This window comes from Bacteroides xylanisolvens, assembly GCF_018289135.1.
In the GTDB taxonomy this organism is placed as follows: Bacteria; Bacteroidota; Bacteroidia; order Bacteroidales; family Bacteroidaceae; genus Bacteroides; species Bacteroides xylanisolvens.
This window is the reverse complement of sequence record NZ_CP072216.1, coordinates 2,656,249-2,676,547: the sequence shown is the minus strand read 5'-3', so window position 1 is coordinate 2,676,547 and position 20,299 is coordinate 2,656,249. Positions and strand designations below refer to the sequence as shown.

Below are 20,299 nucleotides of genomic sequence, written 5' to 3'. Positions count from 1 at the left end.
TGTAACCTCGTACTACCCTACGAGTAATTCTTTGCGGACAGTACCCTGGAGCAGAACCACGAGTTTCTCCCAACCGATTTCATAACGATGACTGGCCTTGCAGAAAACAGGCAGGAGGAAACGGTCTTTGTCCAGCTTCTTCCAATAAAGCACGTATCCCCCTGTATCATGATGAAGGATTTTGATGTTCCGCCGGTCCTTACTCAAAAAGATGAAAATGTCCCCTGTGGAGGGCTCTTTGCCCATAATCTTGCGTACCAGTTCGGCAAGGGTGAAAATACCTTTTCGCATATCTACCGGACCTTCGCACAGGTAGAAGCGCATGCTGGGATTCAGCCCTAACATAATGTTCCCAGGTTTTGAAGCAGAGCTGTTATGCTCTCAAGATTAGTGTTACATTTTCGGATCTCAACTCCATTGCCCAGTTTTAGACGAAACGAAACAATCTCAAAGTTGTCCGATTTGACAGATTTGGGAGATAATGTACAACGTGAATGACCGGAGGGGGAACCGTTCACATGAATAGGAGTCAGCTGCATACCGGAAGGGGAAGTGGGGTTAGTTAATTGACACTTGTAATGACGATACCAGCCAAGGAATTTATAATAATCAACGCCAAAACGATGGCAATACTCCAAAAGAGAGACTTGGCAACCACTGTCGGATGACTGATAAGCAGAAAGAATCTCTAAAAAACAATCAGTAGAGTCCATAAGAATAAAATTTTAAGTTCTGTGCAAAGGTAAAGCTGACTGATAGGATAAACAAGAGCCATACAATGAGTGCTTACAGTACATTTGATAGTATAATAACATGATTGATTTCTTCAAAAATCATTAAAACAGAAAACTTTTCTTCGTTTGTATTGTCTTATAGCCATAAACTTTTAAAACGAGAACTTATGGATGATATGATTAACAGGCATGATTCGATAGCCGAAGAAAATATCGAACCGAATGGCCGTCCGGCCAAGGACCAGTTTGAAGAATGGAGCGGTGAGGTTGCCGACCGTGCCGATGATGTATTCAAGAATGACAAGAAAGACGGTCCTATTAAAGACCGCGAGAAACGTATAAAAGAAATGGACGAAGTGATAAAAAAGGACCTTGAGTAAAGGTCCTTTTCTTTTTTTCTTTAGTTTGCCGGAGTAACGATAGGTTCTTTGATAAAAATACTCCCTATCTCAATTGTTTTGTCATCAAATACATCTAGTCTAATATTTATCGATTCCTTTTCGGAAAGACTTATGAATTTTCCTTGAATATAATACTTCTGATTATCAATAAGATTGGAGGCTTCTTCCTCATCTAAAGCCGTTATAATTCTGAAAGAAATATTATACTTTCCGGTTTTTTGAAGGCTGCTACAGGTAAAGGATATAAGATATTTATATCCTTTATTATCGGTACTTTTAACTTTATCCATAGAAGCGAATTTGACTGCTATATCAGAAAGGAAATCAGGGCTATTCTCAAGTTCCTTTTCTAACAAAGAACGCAATTCTTTTCCTGCTTTTTTTCTTTGGATGTCATTGTTGAAACAATTAGGATGTTTAGACATATATGCGTCTAAAAAAGCATTTATTTTTTCTCCATCAGCGTTCCCTTCTTCTAGCATTGCGTTTACTGCTGCTATGCTATCATTGAGGCGTATATCATAGTCTGCATTGTTTGATTGTGTTGTTTTTGAAGACTTGTTCCCGTAGCAGGAAATTAAGCATGGGATGATTAGAAGAATAGTGACAAATTTTGTGATTTTCATGTCCAGTACACTATTAAAGTTCAAAGTTGGGGAGAGAAAAAAGTGGAGCGTATCGGACTCGAACCGATCACCTTAACACTGCCAGTGTTACGCTCTAGCCAGATGAGCTAACGCCCCTTTTTTGTCTTATATGATAACGTTTGTAAACGAATCCTTTTTTGTTGCCGCAAATATAATGCATTATTCTGAAATAATTGCTATGTTTGCGGTAAATAATAGTATGAAATTAAGATATGCTGATTTATAATACAACTTTTCAAGTGGACGATGACGTTCACGACAATTTCATGATTTGGATAAAAGAGAGTTATATCCCTGAAGTACAGAAACACGGTGCGTTGAAGGCACCGCGTATTTGCCGGATATTGAGTCATCGGGAAGAAGGAAGTGCGTATTCTTTGCAATGGGAGGTAGAAAGCAGTGGGTTATTACATCGCTGGCATTTGGAACAGGGGGTGCGACTGAATGACGAACTGGTAAAAATATTTAAAGATAAAGTGATCGGATTTCCGACCTTGATGGAGGTGATAGAGTGATTCAACCGGTAAAAGAAAAGATAATCCTGGGGATTGACCCCGGTACGACAATCATGGGATACGGGGTTCTAAGGGTGAGGGGAACCAAGCCCGAAATGATTGCGATGGGGATTATCGACTTACGTAAATTTGCCAATCACTATCTGAAACTTCGTCATATCCATGAACGGGTATTGAGTATTATTGAAAGTTATCTACCGGATGAGTTGGCTATTGAAGCACCTTTCTTCGGAAAAAATGTGCAATCGATGTTGAAGTTAGGTCGTGCACAAGGGGTAGCAATGGCAGTAGCGTTGAGCCGGGATATTCCAATCACCGAATATGCCCCTTTGAAGATAAAAATGGCTATCACCGGAAACGGGCAGGCATCAAAAGAACAAGTGGCGGATATGCTGCAAAGGATGCTACGGTTTTCAAAAGATGATATGCCTACTTTTATGGATGCAACAGATGGTTTGGCAGCGGCTTATTGTCATTTCCTGCAAATGGGGCGACCGGCAATGGAAAAAGGGTATAGTAGTTGGAAGGATTTTATAGCGAAGAATCCGGATAAGGTGAAATAAAGCATTTAATTTTATGGGGGGATAGATATGGTGTGTAGCATAGGGGGAGGTTTAGAATGAAGATAGGAAATAATTATTTAGCGATATTGGGTGTGACTACAGTGACAACAGTGATGAGTTGTTCCCCAACGAAGAAGGAATATACCCTTAATTCCGCAACACTATTATAAATTAAACTTTTTAAGTACCTGAGCAACAAAAAGTTGCTCAGGATTTTGCCATGTCAGAATTTTCACTTATCTTAGTGTTGCAAAAAAAACAAGAGAATCCGACGATAGACATGGCGAAGATACAAATTAAATCTGAGAGACTCACTCCTTTTGGGGGATTATTTTCAATCATGGAGCAATTTGACTCCACATTATCATCTGTAATCGACTCAACCCTCGGTCTAAGGTGTAGATCGTTCGGTTATCAGTACAGCGAAATCATCCGTTCTCTCATGAGTATCTACTTCTGTAGCGGTTCATGTATTGAGGATGTCACTACTCATTTGATGAACCACCTCTCGCTTCATCCGACACTTCGCACTTGTAGCTCTGATACTATCCTCAGGGCGATAAAGGAGTTGACGCAAGAAAACATTTCATACACATCAGATATGGGCAAGACCTACGATTTCAATACGGCTGACACTCTCAATACTTTATTGCTCAATTGTATATTTGCATCTGGCCAACTGAAAGAGGGTGAGATGTATGATGTTGATTTCGACCATCAGTTCATAGAGACAGAGAAGTATGATGCAAAGCCTACATACAAGAAGTTCCTTGGTTATCGCCCTGGCGTGGCGGTTATTGGCGATTTGATAGTCGGTATAGAGAATAGCGATGGTAACACAAATGTTCGTTTCCATCAGAAGGACACGCTGAAGAGGTTCTTTGCGAGATTTGAACAGAATGGGCTCACTATCAATCGCTTCAGAGCTGATTGTGGATCATGTTCCGAGGAAATCGTGGAGGAAATAGAAAAACACTGCAAGTCCTTCTATATCCGTGCTAACCGCTGCAGTTCGATCTACAATGACACCTTTGCTCTCAAAGGCTGGAAAACTGAGGAAATCAATGGCATTGAGTTTGAATTGAACTCTATCCTTGTTGAGAAGTGGAAAGGTAAGGCATATCGACTTGTGATTCAAAGACAGAAACGGATGGATGGTGTGCAGGATTTTTGGGAAGGAGAATACACATACCGTTGTATCCTGACTAACGACTATGATTCTTCCGTAAGAGAAATTGTCGAGTTCTATAACCTTCGTGGAGGAAAGGAACGTATCTTCGATGATATGAACAATGGTTTCGGGTGGGACAGATTGCCCAAATCCTTCATGGCAGAGAACACAGTGTTCCTTCTTCTTACAGCACTTATCCGTAACTTTTACAAGGCCATTATTCAAAGACTTGACGTAAAGAAGTTCGGGCTCAATGCAACAAGTCGCATAAAAGCGTTTGTCTTCAGGTTTATCTCTGTACCAGCCAAGTGGATCAGGACATCAAGGCGGTATGTGCTGAACATCTATACCTGTAATAATGCTTACGCAGATGTTTTCCAGACTGATTTTGGATAATGCCTACAACTTATGGGAATGATATTGTGTATTGCCTCAAGTCACATTGTGGGGTAAGGGGATATTGTAGGCAGAAGTGGGTGCTTCAAGTTCAAATTATCTGCAAATTCAGTAATGAGAGGACGTGTAAACGCAATAAGGACGTTCAAGGGCTTAGTTGCGGATTTGAGGTATACTTCTTTTGAATTATATCCGGTTCGTATGGGAAGCCTTACAGAGATGGAATATACGCCGTTGGCAACCAAATTTTTCCTTTGGTCACCAACAGCAGAAGAGGTGCGCCTGATGCTCTATGATGCCGGAGAAGGCGGACATGCTTACGAAACAGTAAAGATGGAACTCGGTGAGAATGGAACCTGGACGACATCTGTAGATAAAGACCTGCTCGGCAAATACTATGCTTTCAATGTGAAAATCAACGATAAATGGCAGGGCGACACGCCGGGGATTAATGCTCACGCTGTAGGAGTGAACGGAAAGCGTGCAGCTATCATCGACTGGAAGACTACCAATCCGGAGGGGTGGGAGAGTGACCGACGTCCTTCTCTGAAATCTCCTGCTGATATGATTATCTATGAAATGCATCATCGTGACTTCTCTGTCGACTCTACTTCGGGAATAAAGAATAAAGGCAAATACCTTGCACTGACTGAACATGGGACGGTGAATTCCGGCAATCAACCAACAGGTATCGATCATTTGGTAGAACTGGGAGTGACACATGTGCATCTTCTTCCTTCTTCTGATTATGCTTCTATCGACGAAACAAAATTAGATGAAAATCACTATAACTGGGGATATGATCCGGTAAATTATAATGTGCCGGATGGTTCTTATTCAACCGATCCTTATCAGCCTGCCGTTCGCGTGAAAGAGTTCAAACAGATGGTACAAGCGTTGCATAGAGCTGGAATACGCGTGATAATGGACGTGGTTTACAATCACACTTTTAATACACTTGAAAGTAATTTTGAACGTACCGTTCCCGGCTATTTTTACCGTCAGAAAGAGGATGGCACATTGGCAAATGGTTCAGGGTGTGGCAATGAAACAGCAAGTGAACGGCCTATGATGCGTAAGTTCATGATAGAGTCCGTTCTTTATTGGATAAAAGAATATCATATTGACGGCTTCCGCTTTGACTTGATGGGGGTGCATGATATTGAAACAATGAACGAGATTCGAAAGGCTGTCAACAAAGTCGATCCTACTATTTGTATCTATGGAGAAGGTTGGGCGGCTGAAGCTCCTCAATATCCGGCAGATTCATTGGCGATGAAAGGGAATATTTCCCAGATGCCCGGAATTGCGGTATTCTCGGACGAATTACGTGACGGGCTTTGCGGACCAGTATGGAAAAAGGAGAAAGGAGCTTTTCTTGCCGGAGTTCCGGGGGGAGAAATGAGCGTAAAATTCGGAATTGTTGGAGCTATTAAGCATCCGCAAGTACGCTGTGATTCCGTAAATTATAGTCAGAAGCCGTGGGCGGAACAGCCTACCCAGATGGTTAGCTATGTTTCCTGTCATGATGGTTTGTGTCTTGTAGACCGATTGAAGGCAAGCATGCCGGGAGCTACTCCCGAACAGTTGGTTCGACTTGATAAGCTGGCACAAACGGTAGTCTTAACTTCACAGGGAATTCCTTTTATCTATGCAGGTGAAGAAGTGATGCGTGATAAACAAGGGATAGACAATAGTTATAAGAGTCCGGATGCCATCAATGCCATTGACTGGAGACGCAAAACGACAAACGGAGATATTTTCACGTACTATAAACGACTCATTGATCTTCGTAAGTCTCATCCGGCTTTCCGTATGGGAAATGCAGAAATGGTCCGGAAGCATCTGGAGTTCCTTCCGGTTGAAGGGCAAAACCTGATTGCGTTTCGCCTCAAAGAGCGTGCGAATGGAGATAGCTGGGAAGATATTATCGTAGCCTTTAATTCCCGTACGACTCCTGCACGACTGGAAATTCCTGTTGGTAAATATACGGTAGTATGTAAAGATGGAGTGATAGATGTGCGTGGATTGGGTACGCAAACCGGACCGGAGGTGATTGTTCCCGGTCAGTCTGCGTTGATTATGTACAAGTAGTTTTTTTCTGTTTACTACAATTCCGAGATACTCAAGTTTTTTCATGCAGTAGACTGGCTGCCTGTTTCAGTCTGATGGAACAAATGAAATCATGTGCCGGCTGGTTAGTCGGCACTTTTTATTTATGGCATATATAACAACTCAACGTTGGTTGCCGGCATTTCTATCATCTTTAAATAGATAGAATGAATAACAATAACTACTGTAATCCGTTCTTTCTAAATCCTTCATTTTCCTCCTATTCATCGGCAATCTCAATTTGGATGTAACATTACAACAGGTATTTGTAACATACGTAAACGATGATGTAACAAGCGAGTAATGATTTGAATCAAAAATTCTGGGTCAGCGGAGAGAAACTTCCTAAGTTTGCAAAGTGGAATTCAGAACGGATTGTTTCTCTTTCCGGATTACTATGAAATAAAGACATAAAAGAAAAGATAGATAATGAATAAGTATTGGTTTTATAAGGTTGGGTTAGTAGTTGTGTTCCTTTGCTTCGCTCTGTTGGGTGAAGCAAAGGTTAAACTTCCCACTCTTGTTTCCGACGGAATGGTGCTTCAACGCGGGGAGCCTGTCAATATTTGGGGGACGGCTGATCCTGATGAAACTGTTAGTATAACTTTTCAAAAAAAGAAATATAAGACCGTTGCCGATGCGCAAGGCAACTGGAAAGTGATCTTGCCTGCCTTAAAAGCTGGTGGTCCTTACACAATGATTATTAATGATATAGAGTTGAAGGATATTCTTGTGGGTGACGTTTGGGTATGTTCCGGTCAGTCGAATATGGAATTACCCGTTTCACGGGTTACAGACCGTTTTCGGGATGAGATATCTGCGGACAGTGATTATCCGATTGTACGCTATATAAAAACTCCTCTATTGTATAACTTTCATGCCCCGCAGACAGATATTCCGGGAATCTTCTGGAAGGCTATGACTCCTGAAAATGTGATGTCTTTCTCTGCTTTGGTTTATTTCTTTACTAAAGATTACTTTCAGAAAACAAAGGTTCCGGTAGGAATCATAAACTCCAGTGTCGGAGGTTCACCGGTAGAAGCGTGGATCAGTGAGGAAGGTTTGAAACCTTTTCCTTATTATTTGAACGAAAAACGTATCTACGAATCAGATGACTTGGTAGAATCAATGAAAAAAGAAGAGAGCAAGAAAAGCCGTGCCTGGAATGTAGCACTGTATCAGGGAGATAAAGGAATGCATGAAGCCATCCCTTGGTATGCTGCCGGCTATGATGACAGTGATTGGACACCGACCGATTTGTTTGCTTCCGGTTGGGCTACTAACGGATTGAATACAATCAATGGTTCCCATTGGTTCCGTAGAGATTTTCAAGTGTCCGGGCAACAAGCGGGAGAGAAGGCAACTCTTCGCCTGGGATGCATCGTAGATGCAGACTCCGTCTATGTAAACGGTACGTTTGTGGGAACTGTTTCTTATCAATATCCACCACGTATCTATACCATTCCCGCCGGATTGTTGAAAGCTGGAAAAAACACAATAACCATACGTCTTTTCAGTTATGGCGGTTTCCCTCATTTTGTAAAAAAGAAACCCTATAAGATACTTTTCGGAAAAGGCCAGCCGGAAAAAGGAGAATCGGAGATTAGTCTCGAAGGTAATTGGAAATATCGCCTCGGTGCTCCCATGCCTGCTGCTCCGGGGCAGACAGCCTTTCATTATAAACCTGTAGGACTTTATAATGCTATGATTGCCCCATTGCTGAATTATACGGTATCTGGTGTTATCTGGTATCAGGGTGAATCGAATGTGTCTCGCAGAAATGAGTATAAAGACTTGTTGACGGCGATGATTGCGGATTGGAGACAGCATTGGAACCGACCTGATATGCCTTTCTATGTGATTGAACTGGCGGATTTCCTCTCACCCGAAGATAAAGGAGGGCGTGCTGCCTGGGCAGAATTCCGGAAAGTGCAGGCAGAAGTAGCCAATACAAATAAAAATGTCACTCTAATTAAAAACGGTGATTTAGGAGAATGGAATGATATCCATCCATTGGATAAAAAGACGTTGGGACAACGTGTTTCCCAGGCGGTCTTTCAACAAAGAGTCAAATAAATTAAAAAAGAGATTAGTACCATGAAAACACAGACTCAAAAAGTGTCGATGGCCGAGAAAATCGGTTATAGCTTAGGTGACGGTTCGGCGAACCTGATTTTCCAGATGATGATGATGTTCCAACTCTTCTTCTATACAGATGTGTTTGGAATCAAAGCAACAGCAGCAGGTATGATATTGCTGGTCGCACGCATTTTCGATGCGTTTGTCGATCCGGTGGTAGGTATCCTGTCCGACAGAACCAACACCCGCTGGGGTAAATACCGTCCCTGGTTGTTGTGGACAGCTATTCCTTTTGCCGTATTCTTCATTTTGGCATTTACGACACCCGATTTGAGTGAGCGTGGGAAGATTATTTATGCAGGTATCACTTATACCTTATTAATGTCTATTTACTCCTTCAATAATACCCCGTATGCCTCTTTGGGCGGTGTGATGACAAGTGACATCAAAGAACGTACCAGTATCTCGTCCGTCCGTTTTGTGACAGCTACAATCGCCACTTTTGTTGTGCAGGGGCTTACTTTGCCATTAGTCTCCAAGTTCGGGCAAGGAGACGATCAACGTGGATGGTTCCTGACAATTACCCTGTTTGCCATCATCGGAGTTGTTCTTTTAGTAATCACATTCTTCTCTGCCAAAGAGCGTATTACGCCTCCCGTAGGTCAGAAAACTTCCGTGAAACAGGATTTTAAAGATATCGTAAGCAGCCGTCCATGGAAAGCGATGTTTATCCTAACCCTCTTTTTGTTTACGACATTGGCTATGTGGGGCAGCAGTATGTCTTACTACTTTAATTATTTCGTAGATAAAACAGCCCTTTTTGACTTCCTGCAAAATTTTGGATTAGTACGGATAGAAGGAGAAACTTATGGAATGTGGCACACCTTTCTTGATGCTTTCGGACTGATTGCGCAGCCCGATCATAGTAATGTGTTTGCTGTAGGTTTCAGTTTGTTCAATATGATTGGGCAGGTTATCACTTTGGCGGGTGTAATATTGCTTTCCGGATTTCTTTCCAATATCTTTGGCAAGCGGAATGTATTTTTGATCTGCCTGGCACTGACAGCCTTTTTTACAGCCCTGTTTTTTGTGGTAGATTCGACAAACATAAGTATGATCTTTATTATTAACTGTTTGAAGAGTTTGGCATACGCACCTACTATTCCATTGCTTTGGGCAATGATGGGAGATGTTGCCGATCATTCAGAATGGGTGAACCATCGTCGTGCGACAGGATTTGTATTTGCAGGTGTAGTCTTTGCCTTGAAAGCCGGACTAGGTATAGGGGGAGCTATTTGCGGTGCGATTGTCGATTCGTTCGGTTTTGTATCTAATACAGTACAGACAGAAAACGCTATTTTCGGTATCCGTTTGACATCCAGCGTGATTCCTGCCATCACTTTCTTTGTAGGAGTAATTGCTTTGTTCTTTTATCCTATTTCTAAGAAGTTGAATGAGCATATTCAGGACGATTTGGCAAAACGCCGCCTGGAAAACAATTGATTAATAACTATAACTAATAGATAGACTATATGAAGACTTCGATAAGAACAACCGTAGTTTCTTTGTTGGCTGCTGTAGCCCTGATAACTAGTACTTCGGTAGCTTTTGCACAAGAAACAAAGACTTTGAAAGAAGCTTTGAAGGATAAATTCCTGATAGGAACAGCAGTGAATACACGACAAGCATCCGGTCGGGATAAGGCAGGAGTGCGCGTAATTCAGGAACAATTTAATGCTATTGTAGCAGAGAATTGTATGAAGAGTCAGGAAATGCATCCGAAGGAGAACCGTTATAATTTCACACAGGCAGATGAATTTGTTGCTTTTGGAGAGAAAAATCATTTGGCAATCACAGGACATACGTTGATTTGGCATTCGCAGCTTTCTCCCTGGTTCTGCGTGGATGAGAATGGCAAAAATGTGTCTCCGGAAGTATTGAAGAAACGGATGAAAGATCATATCACCACTATTGTGAAGCGTTACAAAGGCCGTATTAAAGGTTGGGATGTGGTGAATGAAGCGATTGAAGATAATGGAGCATATCGTAAGACTAAGTTTTATGAAATTCTAGGTGAAGAATATATCCCATTGGCTTTTCAATATGCACACGAGGCCGATCCGGATGCAGAGCTTTATTATAACGATTATTCAATGGCTCAACCGGGCAGAAGAGCTGCAGTTGTGAAGATGGTGAAAGACTTGAAGAAACGTGGTATCCGTATTGATGCGGTGGGGATGCAAGGACACATCGGCATGGACTATCCGAAAATCAGCGAGTTTGAAGAAAGTATGCTTGCCTTTGCCAAAGCGGGAGTGAAGGTAATGATAACAGAATTGGATCTGACTGTATTGCCATCACCCGACCCCAAGGTTGGTGCGGAAGTCTCGGCATCTTTTGAATATAAAAAAGAGATGAATCCTTATTCGGACGGATTACCGGAAGAAGTATCAAAAGCATGGACAGAGAGAATGAATGATTTCTTCCGTCTGTTCCTGAAACATCAGGATATCATAACAAGAGTTACAGTTTGGGGAGTAGCCGATCAGGATTCGTGGCGTAACGACTGGCCGATGAGAGGACGTACGGATTATCCATTGCTTTTCGACCGCAATCATCAGCCGAAACCGGTAGTTGATTTGATTATAAAAGAGGCTATGCAGAAATGATCATTTTGCGGAGTGCCCTGAAAGGGCTTAATTATATAGCGTAGGGCAACGCCCTACGTAAAAGCGACAATCTGAATTTGCGCCCTGAAAGGGCATAATTGTATACGGTTCCGCCCTTTCAGGGCTTGTGGCTGGTGTGTTTTTTTCGTAGGGCGTTGCCCTACGCTATATAATTAAGCCCTTTCAGGGCACCCCAATAAATATATAATTGTAAGGCTTTCAGCCTAACTGCAAAATTCCCATTTAACCGCTAAATTCCCATTTATAAAGTTAATTTAGAACTGTTGTAATAAGAATAAAACCATGAAAACAGAAAAAAGATATTTAGTTCCCGGTGATTATATGGCTGATCCTGCCGTACACGTGTTTGATGGCAAACTTTACATTTATCCCTCGCATGATTGGGAGAGTGGTATTGCCGAAAATGATAATGGAGATCACTTCAATATGAAAGATTACCATGTGTATTCTATGGATGATGTAATGAATGGAGAGATTACTGACCACGGGGTTGTACTTTCTACGGAAAATATTCCTTGGGCGGGCCGTCAGCTTTGGGACTGTGATGTTGCTTTTAAAGACGGCAAATACTATATGTATTTTCCATTGAAAGACCAAAATGACATATTCCGTATCGGAGTAGCTGTGAGCGATAAACCATACGGACCTTTTGTTCCGGAAGCAAACCCGATGAAAGGAAGTTACAGCATTGATCCGGCTGTCTGGAATGATGGAGATGGTAATTATTATATGTATTTTGGAGGACTATGGGGTGGACAGCTTCAACGTTACCGGAATAATAAAGCATTGGAATCAGCCATTTTACCCGAAGGAGAGGAGGAGGCTTTGCCATCCCGTGTTGTTCGTTTGAGTGATGATATGATGGAGTTTGCGGAAGAACCGCGTCCGTTAGTCATTCTGGATGAAAACGGTAAACCTCTGACAGCAGGAGATACAGAACGTCGTTTCTTCGAAGCTTCCTGGGTACATAAGTATAATGGGAAATATTATTTCTCTTACTCTACAGGCGATACCCATCTACTTTGTTACGCGATAGGTGACAACCCATACGGACCATTTACTTATCAGGGAGTTATCCTGACTCCGGTAGTGGGATGGACTACTCATCATGCTATTGTTGAGTTCAAAGGAAAATGGTATCTGTTCCATCACGATTGCGTACCTTCCGAAGGGAAAACCTGGCTTCGTAGCTTAAAAGTCTGTGAACTGCAATACGATGCTGATGGAAAAATCATCACGATTGAAGGACTGGATGAATAGTCGACAAATGATAATTTTGCGGAGTGCCCTGAAAGGGCTTAATTATATAGCGTAGGGCAACGCCCTACGTAAAAACGACAATCTGAATTTGCGCCCTGAAAGGGCATAATTTTGTATACGGTTCCGCCCTTTCAGGGCTTGTGGCTGGTGTGTCTTTTTCGTAGGGCGTTGCCCTACGCTATGTAATTAAACCCTTTCAGGGCACCCCAATAAATATATAATTGTAAGGCTTTCAGCCTAACTGCTAAATTCCCATTTATGAAACGAATTTTGAACTATTACTTATGAGGATTATATCTATATTGACATTTGTCCTGTTTTTCAGTCTTTTCTCTGTTTATGCAGAAGATGGGAGTGCTTTGTGGCTTCGTTATTCAACGGGAGCAAAAGCAATAATAATGAATAAGAAACAATCTCCTACATTAAATATCGCCGTTTCCGAATTGCGGAACTTCTGGCAGGGAGGAATCCCCATAACGCTGGAAATACAGAAAAATAAGGAACTGCGTGCATTAGGAAATGACGGGTACATCATCCGCGCTTCTAAAGACGGTAACCATCTGACAATCACTTCTTCCGGTGAGCAAGGAATACTTTACGGAACTTATCATCTGCTTCGTCTGCAAGCCACCGGACAATTATCCGAATCAACATTGAAGTCTTTAAATGTCTCCGAAAAACCGGATTACTGGATTCGCGTCTTGAATCATTGGGACAATCTGGACGGTACAATCGAACGTGGTTATGCCGGACATTCGCTTTGGAAATGGGACGAACTTCCTTCTGTTGTTTCTCCCCGCTATGAAGCCTATGCACGTGCCAATGCTTCCATCGGTATTAATGCTACTGTGATAAACAACGTCAATGCAAGTCCTAAGATACTATCTGATGATTATTTGCAGAAAGTCAAAGTTCTGGCAGACATCTTCCGTCCTTATGGTTTGAAAATATATCTTTCAATTAACTTTTCTTCCCCGGCAGCTTTAGGTGGTTTATCCACCTCCGATCCGTTGGATAAAGAGGTGATTGCCTGGTGGAAGAAAAAAGCCAAAGATATCTATTCGCTGATACCCGATTTCGGAGGCTTTTTGGTGAAAGCAAACTCCGAAGGACAACCCGGACCGTGTGACTACGGGCGTACTCATGCCGAAGGGGCGAACATGCTTGCCGATGTATTGAAACCTTATCGCGGCATCGTCATGTGGCGTGCTTTCGTTTACTCGCCCACGGACAGCGACCGGGCCAAGCAAGCCTATCTTGAATTTGAACCTTTGGACGGAAAATTCCGCGACAATGTCATTGTGCAGATAAAGAACGGCCCGATTGATTTCCAGCCCCGCGAACCGTTCAGCCCGTTATTCGGAGCCATGAAGAAAACACCCGTGATGCCGGAATTTCAGATAACACAGGAATATCTGGGATTCTCCAACCACCTCGTTTTTCTCGCTCCCATGTGGAAAGAATGTCTGGACAGCGACACTTACGTACAAGGCGCAGGCTCTACCATCGCCCGTGTGACGGACGGCTCCTTGTTCCCCCATTCATTGACGGCTATTGCCGGTGTCACCAATATCGGTGATGACATCAATTGGTGCGGACATCCTTTTGCCCAAGCCAACTGGTATGCTTTCGGTCGTTTGGCATGGAAACATTCACTTTCTTCCGAGCAGATCGGTGAAGAATGGTTGAGGCAAACTTTTCTTCCGGTTGCCTTACAGCCGTACAACGATTCCGTCAATGAAATATCTCCCAAAGAGAGACAACAACTTCACTCTCAACTCTCCCTTCTCAACTCTCAACTTCTCCAAGAGTCGAGGGAAGCAGTAGTAGATTATATGATGCCGTTAGGACTGCATCACATCTTTGCATGGGGACATCATTACGGGCCCGAGCCTTGGTGTGATATTCCCGGTGCCCGTCCCGACTGGATGCCTTCTTATTACCATAGGGCAGATGACGGCGGTATCGGATTCGACCGCAGCAGCAAAGGGAGCAATGCGACCGCACAATATCACTCTCCTTTATGCGAACAACTGGATAATGTAGATACCTGTCCCGAAAATCAGCTTCTTTGGTTCCACCATGTTCCCTGGAATCATCGGATGAAGAGCGGGCGTACACTTTGGGCGGAGTTGTGCTATGCTTATGACCGTGGGGTGCAAGAAACCAGAAACTTCCAGAAGTTATGGGCGCCTATGGAGAAATACATCGACCCAGAACGATTCCGTGACGTACAGCACCGGTTGAAGATTCAGGCACGTGACGCAGTGTGGTGGAAAGATGCCTGCTTGCTCTATTTCCAGCAATTCAGCAAGCAGCCGATACCTTATGAACTGGAACGTCCGGTGCATGAATTGAAAGATATGATGGAATACAAACTGAATATCACTAATTTTGAATGTCCGCCTTACGGATTTACTAAATAGACAAGAAAAGTGCTTGTTCTGTGATAAAATTGTTACCTTTGCGGTCAAAAATAAAACAGAATATAAGAATATGAGCCAAAATACATTCTGCATGGCGGGGGGCGTAGCACGCAACCCGCTTGTGCGTTTAGCCAAACCTATCACGGCAACTATCGGAGCGAACGAACATATAGCCATTGTAGGTCCCAATGGGGGTGGCAAGAGCCTTTTTGTAGATACATTAATCGGAAAATATCCGCTACGTGAAGGAACACTCCAGTATGACTTTTCCCCTTCCGCTACTCAAACTGTTTATGATAATGTGAAATATATCGCGTTCCGTGATACTTATGGAGCGACAGATGCCAATTATTACTACCAACAGCGTTGGAATGCGCACGACCAGGATGAAACGCCGGACGTCCGCGAAATGTTGGGAGAGATTAAAGACGAACAACTGAAAAATGAACTGTTCGAGCTCTTCCGCATCGAACCTCTTCTTGATAAAAAGATAATCCTTCTTTCAAGTGGTGAACTGCGTAAATTCCAGCTCACAAAGACACTGTTGACAGCCCCCCGCGTTCTGATAATGGATAATCCGTTTATCGGACTGGATGCGCCTACCCGCGAATTGTTATTCTCTTTGCTTGAACGTCTGACAAAAATGTCTTCCGTCCAGATTATTCTGGTACTTTCCATGATGGATGATATACCTTCCTTTATCACTCACGTTATCCCTGTTGATAAAATGGAAGTGTTTTCCAAGATGGAACGCGAAGCCTACCTGACTGCTTTCCGCAACAGAGACACAACTACTTCTTTCGATGAATTGCAGAAACGGATTATTGATTTGCCTTATGACGGCAACAACTATGACTCGGACGAAGTGGTGAAACTGAATAAGGTAAGTATCCGCTATGGCGACCGCACTATTCTGAACGAACTGGACTGGACAGTGCATCGTGGGGAGAAATGGGCGTTGAGCGGGGAGAACGGTGCAGGAAAGTCTACATTATTGAGTTTGGTTTGTGCGGATAATCCACAATCATACGCTTGCGACATCAGCCTTTTCGGACGCAAACGGGGAACTGGAGAAAGTATTTGGGAAATCAAGAAACACATCGGATATGTAAGTCCCGAGATGCATCGTGCTTATCTCAAAAACTTGCCGGTTATTGAAATCGTAGCCAGCGGACTGCACGACAGTATCGGACTGTACAAACGCCCCCAACCGGAGCAAATGGCTGTATGTGAGTGGTGGATGGATATATTCGGCATTGCCGACTTGAAAGACAAACCTTTCTTGCAGCTTTCCAGTGGGGAGCAACGTCTGGCTCTGTTGGCACGTGCTTTCGTCAAAGATCCTGAATTACTGATTTTGGACGAACCGCTTCATGGATTGGATACTTACAATCGTCGTCGGGTCAAAAAGGTGATCGAAGCCTTCTGTAAACGTAAAGATAAGACGATGATTATGGTAACACATTATGAATCAGAACTTCCGGATACGATTACAAACCGCATCTTCTTGAAAAGAAATGATACGTTAATATATTAGAATATGATTTCTAATATTTTTTAATGAATTGATTGCTTTTTGTGTTATTTGGCTATCTTTGTGCTTAATTAAATGCAAAAAGTAACCACAAAGATATGAATAGTAGCCAAAATGCCATAGCTGTATTGTATAGGAAATATTGGCAAAAGCTCTATATTCATGCATATAATCTGCTGAATGACGGAGAAAGCGCAAAGGATGTATTGAGTGATGTGTTTTGCTCAGTACTTGAAAACAGCGAGCAGTTTGAAGGGAAGACTGATTTGCTGCCTTTATTTTATGTCATGGTGAAAAACCGTTGCATTGACCACATACGTCATCAGAATGTAGTGAACCGGAATGCGGAAAGATACTTGGAAGAACTTTATAGCGGTTGGACTGCCAAAGAGTATCGGGACTACGAAGATAAAATAGACCGGATGCAGGAGAGTATCCGCCAGATGGCGCCGCAAATGCGCATAGTAGTGGAAGAGTTTTTTCTGAATGAAAAGAAATGTGCGGAAATTAGTGAAATATTAAATATCAGTGATAATACAGTCAGAACCCATATTGCCCGGGCTTTAAAAATACTCCGTAAACGATTGAGTGTCTTTTTACTTATTACAGTTTAATGTTGAATCCTGCTCTTCACTTGTTTTACACTTTAGCTGAATGGCTATAAATCAGATGTCTATGGTGAATGGAAGTAGGAAAAACAAAGTAAATAACCCTTCACACCCTTCACGCACTGTAAGCGTCTCCGCGATTCTATATAGTTTGCTAAAATAAAAAGGCTAATGCTCCCTTTTTATCCATTAGCCTTTTCCCATCTGTCAGGAAGCAGTTCCCTGTATTTTTCAAGTGGTGTGTTTGGTTGCCATTCAGCTGTTCTGTTTATCACATCCGTGAGATACTCAAATAGATTCACTTTATGCATCCTACAGGTGAGTGCTATCGTGTAGAGTATGGCGCCTCGTTCGGCTCCCTTATGGCTGCCGAAGAACAATGAGTTTTTTCTTGATAAGGATATGTACCGGTTCATCCGTTCAACTATATTGTTGTCCAGGTAAGTGTCACCATAATTAAAGATGTCCACCACTGTATTCCACTCATTGCGAAGATAGGTGATAGCTTCTTGTAGTTCGCTCTTTGGTAATAAATCCCCCCGCTCTTCTATTTCATCAAACACATCTTTTATTTCTCCGAGTATGTCCGGCGCATACTTTTTTCGATGCATAAGATTCTGTTCTACTGTCCATCCATCAACCCCAACTTTATGCTTATGCTCGTTTTGATAAAGAGTGTTTATCAGCTCCACGATTCTTTTTGCATCCGGGTCATTCTCACCGCAATCTATAAATTTCCGTTTTATATGTTGCAAGCACGGGATGCGTGTGATATTGGGATAAGCATCGCTTTCGAGCTTCCGGTAAGGTGAGTAGCCATCGCTTTGTATGATACCTTTGCAACTGCCTAATTCGTTAAGAATAACTCTTTCAGACCGGGAGCCGTCATCATAGAGCAGGTATATCATCCTGGTGTTTATGCCGACAACCACCCAAAGGTATCCCTTTCTAACTCCTTTTCCCTTACTGTTCTTTTCCGGGACGAGTATTTTGTAATAGGTTTCGTCGGCTGCCTTATAAGGATCACTCAAAGCTGTCTGCCGGATACACTTATAAAGATTTTCGAAGAGGCCTGAGGCTTTTTCTATCAACTTATGAGCCGTAGGTTTCTTCAGCGTAAAGCCATGACTCTCGAAGTAGTTGATGATTCTTTCAACAGGTAGCGATTGTATATAACGTAATTCCATCAATCCGGCAATAAATGAACCGTCATAGCTGGAATTCAAGAAAGCCGCGACCGGGGTTTTTCCCTCAAACAGGCGACCGTCTTGCGTATAGGTGTGTATCTTGTAGACGTGCTTGATGAAGCGCATGGGTACACATTCATAGCGGACGCATATTCTGGGAGCGGTAGTAAACAACCGGGCTTTATTGATGTCAAAATCGGGATCATCAGGATAAACGACATGTTCTTCTTCCTCCATCTCATAATGCATGTCACGTTTGGCACCATTGTTCTTTCTGGCTTTACGCTTATCTGCTTTTTCAGCTTCTCTCTTCTGCCGCTCTTCTTCGGACATGGCAGGTTGGGGAGCTTGTTGCTGTTCGGATGTGTTGGATACAAGTTTGGCGAGCCCCTTAGCAAGGCGCTGTTGTTTGCTAAGAGATTCGCCTTTTTGAAGGAGTGCTTCTTTAAGGGAAGAAACCTCTTTTATCAAAGCATCTACTTGCCCCAAGAGTCTGTTGTTGTCATCTCGTAATCCCTTGATCTGTTCCTTCAATAACTCTATGATCTCATCCTTTTTCATGGTATAAAGATATAAAAAATCAACGAGTTGACCAAATAAATCGGATGATATACTTAGTACAAATAATTAACAATCAACATATTATATTAAATCCTGAAACGTTTTCGCAACCGTACAGACTTCAATGACACTCCATTTAAGATAAAAGACAAAACCTGATAAGAAATCTCGTAATTGCCTGTATGGGGGTTAAATGTTGGTAACTCAAAACTTCCACCCTCGAGGCGCTTGTAGTACAGAAGAAAGCCATCGCCATCCCAACGCAGTATTTTTACACTTTGTCGGTTTTTGCCAAAGAATAAAAATATATCTCCGGAAACGGGAGACAAGTCCTTCATTTCCAAGCGTATAATTTTGAATAAACCGTCGATGCCAAGGTTCATACGAACAAAGCCCTGGTACAGATAGTATCGATTGGCTGATGTTAGAGAATACATGGATCTCCCTCCTTTCTTTCGTAATCGAGCAACATTTTAATAACACCACCGGGTGTGGCCCGTTTGACCGAAATGGTGGTTCCACTGTTAAACGTGATTGTGATCCCGGCAAGACTAAACTCTTCTTCCGACGACATGGCGGGTGCTATTTGAGTGAACGCAGGAGAGGTAGTGCTCAGTGGGGACGGCTCAACGCCGCCATAATAATCACGAACCACATCTGCCTTAGCTTGTTTAACGCTATAGCCCCGTCGGGACATCCAGGAACTCATACCTCCAAAAGTGGTATGCTGCTCGCGGCAAACATCCGCTAAAGAACAATTGTAGTCTGTTTTTAAGACTTCTTGGAAACGTTTCCAAGTTCTTCTAAATCTATTTTCTAAATCCATAATGCTTCATTTTTATACCTCGCAAAGATATGAGAGCTAAAAACGGACAGCAATATAGAATCGCGGAGACGCTTACAGCCTGCTTTGAAGTGACAAAGGATGAAGAATGTCCCTTTATCGTAAGTGCGGACGGCATGGATACCCATGTGCTGGGTACTAAATTCAATGTACGTTCATACACAACAGAAGACCGCCACGTGACATTGGTGCAGGGAAAAGTGCAAGTGACCAACACGAACAGCCTTTCATCCGTAGTGCTTCAACCCGGACAGGACTTGACTTATACGGAAACCGGAGAAGAGAAAATATCGCGTGTCAACATAGCTACCTATACGGCATGGACAGAAGGAATGTTCTATTTTGAAGATTCGTCACTGGAAGAAATTATGAGTTCTCTGGGCAGATGGTACAACGTGAACGTCGACTTTGAACGGGTGGAACTATACAATATCCGCCTGAACTTTTGGGCGAACCGCAACGCTCATTTGGACGAGGCAGTAGAACTGCTGAATAAACTGGAAAAAGTACGTGTAGAATATCAGGACGGGACTATTACGATTAAACATATATAACTTTACAAATACAACTC

19 protein-coding genes and 1 tRNA gene are annotated in these 20,299 nt (G+C 42.6%); 13 read left to right on the top strand and 7 right to left on the bottom strand.

What is annotated here, in order from left to right; genetic code table 11:
* Positions 1 to 12 precede the first annotated feature (12 nt).
* Positions 13 to 345, bottom strand: a complete 333-nt coding sequence (tnpB, locus tag INE92_RS11500; RefSeq protein WP_004316244.1) for an IS66 family insertion sequence element accessory protein TnpB — start codon at positions 343 to 345, stop codon at positions 13 to 15.
* Complete coding sequence (locus INE92_RS11495; protein WP_008641868.1) at positions 339 to 713, bottom strand: hypothetical protein; 375 nt, start codon at positions 711 to 713, stop codon at positions 339 to 341. The genes tnpB (INE92_RS11500) and INE92_RS11495 overlap by 7 nt, the downstream gene beginning before the upstream one ends.
* Positions 714 to 901: 188 nt before the next feature.
* Here INE92_RS11495 and INE92_RS11490 point away from each other — a divergent pair, with 188 nt between their 5' ends.
* Positions 902 to 1,114, top strand: a complete 213-nt coding sequence (locus INE92_RS11490) for a hypothetical protein (protein ID WP_004312688.1) — start codon at positions 902 to 904, stop codon at positions 1,112 to 1,114.
* A 20-nt stretch (positions 1,115 to 1,134) separates the two neighbouring features.
* Here the strand turns inward: INE92_RS11490 and INE92_RS11485 are convergent, their stop codons facing one another.
* Both INE92_RS11485 and INE92_RS11480 read right to left on the bottom strand, forming a co-directional pair.
* A complete protein-coding gene (locus INE92_RS11485; RefSeq protein ID WP_212702033.1) occupies positions 1,135 to 1,761 on the bottom strand; it encodes a hypothetical protein in 627 nt (208 codons plus the stop codon).
* A gap of 43 nt (positions 1,762 to 1,804) precedes the next feature.
* Positions 1,805 to 1,878: transfer RNA gene (locus tag INE92_RS11480), tRNA-Ala, on the bottom strand.
* 116 nt (positions 1,879 to 1,994) lie between these two features.
* Here INE92_RS11480 and INE92_RS11475 point away from each other — a divergent pair.
* From INE92_RS11475 to INE92_RS11425, 11 genes are all read left to right on the top strand, one after another.
* Complete coding sequence (locus INE92_RS11475; RefSeq protein ID WP_004312687.1) at positions 1,995 to 2,297, top strand: DUF4286 family protein; 303 nt, start codon at positions 1,995 to 1,997, stop codon at positions 2,295 to 2,297.
* Positions 2,294 to 2,860 carry a crossover junction endodeoxyribonuclease RuvC gene (ruvC, locus tag INE92_RS11470; RefSeq protein ID WP_004312686.1) on the top strand — a complete coding sequence of 189 codons (567 nt, stop codon included), beginning with the start codon at positions 2,294 to 2,296 and terminating at the stop codon, positions 2,858 to 2,860. The genes INE92_RS11475 and ruvC overlap by 4 nt, the downstream gene beginning before the upstream one ends.
* 280 nt (positions 2,861 to 3,140) lie before the next feature.
* On the top strand, positions 3,141 to 4,427 hold the full coding sequence (locus tag INE92_RS11465; protein ID WP_009040242.1) for an IS1380-like element ISBf12 family transposase: 1,287 nt from the start codon (positions 3,141 to 3,143) through the stop codon (positions 4,425 to 4,427).
* A gap of 114 nt (positions 4,428 to 4,541) precedes the next feature.
* On the top strand, positions 4,542 to 6,521 hold the full coding sequence (gene pulA, locus INE92_RS11460) for a type I pullulanase (RefSeq protein ID WP_410518790.1): 1,980 nt from the start codon (positions 4,542 to 4,544) through the stop codon (positions 6,519 to 6,521).
* A 447-nt stretch (positions 6,522 to 6,968) separates the two neighbouring features.
* Complete coding sequence (locus tag INE92_RS11455) at positions 6,969 to 8,615, top strand: sialate O-acetylesterase (protein WP_212702031.1); 1,647 nt, start codon at positions 6,969 to 6,971, stop codon at positions 8,613 to 8,615.
* A gap of 21 nt (positions 8,616 to 8,636) precedes the next feature.
* The gene (locus INE92_RS11450; protein WP_008644892.1) at positions 8,637 to 10,121 is read left to right on the top strand and encodes an MFS transporter; all 1,485 of its coding nucleotides are present in this window, start codon (positions 8,637 to 8,639) and stop codon (positions 10,119 to 10,121) included.
* A 29-nt stretch (positions 10,122 to 10,150) separates the two neighbouring features.
* Positions 10,151 to 11,287 (top strand): endo-1,4-beta-xylanase, encoded by a 1,137-nt coding sequence (locus tag INE92_RS11445; RefSeq protein ID WP_151921749.1) that lies wholly within the window; start codon positions 10,151 to 10,153, stop codon positions 11,285 to 11,287.
* A 303-nt stretch (positions 11,288 to 11,590) separates the two neighbouring features.
* Positions 11,591 to 12,568 (top strand): glycoside hydrolase family 43 protein, encoded by a 978-nt coding sequence (locus INE92_RS11440; protein WP_008644895.1) that lies wholly within the window; start codon positions 11,591 to 11,593, stop codon positions 12,566 to 12,568.
* Between the two features lie 284 nt (positions 12,569 to 12,852).
* Positions 12,853 to 14,994 carry an alpha-glucuronidase family glycosyl hydrolase gene (locus INE92_RS11435; RefSeq protein ID WP_151921750.1) on the top strand — a complete coding sequence of 714 codons (2,142 nt, stop codon included), beginning with the start codon at positions 12,853 to 12,855 and terminating at the stop codon, positions 14,992 to 14,994.
* A gap of 70 nt (positions 14,995 to 15,064) precedes the next feature.
* The gene (locus tag INE92_RS11430) at positions 15,065 to 16,531 is read left to right on the top strand and encodes an ATP-binding cassette domain-containing protein (RefSeq protein WP_008644900.1); all 1,467 of its coding nucleotides are present in this window, start codon (positions 15,065 to 15,067) and stop codon (positions 16,529 to 16,531) included.
* A 95-nt stretch (positions 16,532 to 16,626) separates the two neighbouring features.
* On the top strand, positions 16,627 to 17,142 hold the full coding sequence (locus tag INE92_RS11425) for an RNA polymerase sigma factor (RefSeq protein ID WP_008026044.1): 516 nt from the start codon (positions 16,627 to 16,629) through the stop codon (positions 17,140 to 17,142).
* A gap of 176 nt (positions 17,143 to 17,318) precedes the next feature.
* Here the strand turns inward: INE92_RS11425 and tnpC are convergent, their stop codons facing one another.
* The 3 genes from tnpC to INE92_RS11410 all read right to left on the bottom strand — a co-directional run bounded on the left by tnpC (position 17,319) and on the right by INE92_RS11410 (position 19,710).
* Positions 17,319 to 18,884, bottom strand: a complete 1,566-nt coding sequence (gene tnpC, locus INE92_RS11420; protein ID WP_195436581.1) for an IS66 family transposase — start codon at positions 18,882 to 18,884, stop codon at positions 17,319 to 17,321.
* A gap of 86 nt (positions 18,885 to 18,970) precedes the next feature.
* Positions 18,971 to 19,321 (bottom strand): IS66 family insertion sequence element accessory protein TnpB, encoded by a 351-nt coding sequence (tnpB, locus tag INE92_RS11415; RefSeq protein WP_008023397.1) that lies wholly within the window; start codon positions 19,319 to 19,321, stop codon positions 18,971 to 18,973.
* On the bottom strand, positions 19,309 to 19,710 hold the full coding sequence (locus INE92_RS11410) for a hypothetical protein (protein ID WP_008642273.1): 402 nt from the start codon (positions 19,708 to 19,710) through the stop codon (positions 19,309 to 19,311). Before INE92_RS11410 ends, tnpB (INE92_RS11415) begins: the two co-directional genes overlap by 13 nt.
* A 29-nt stretch (positions 19,711 to 19,739) precedes the next feature.
* Here INE92_RS11410 and INE92_RS11405 point away from each other — a divergent pair, with 29 nt between their 5' ends.
* Entirely contained in the window at positions 19,740 to 20,282 is a 543-nt protein-coding gene (locus tag INE92_RS11405; RefSeq protein ID WP_229037692.1) for a FecR family protein, read from the top strand.
* Positions 20,283 to 20,299: the final 17 nt, after the last annotated feature.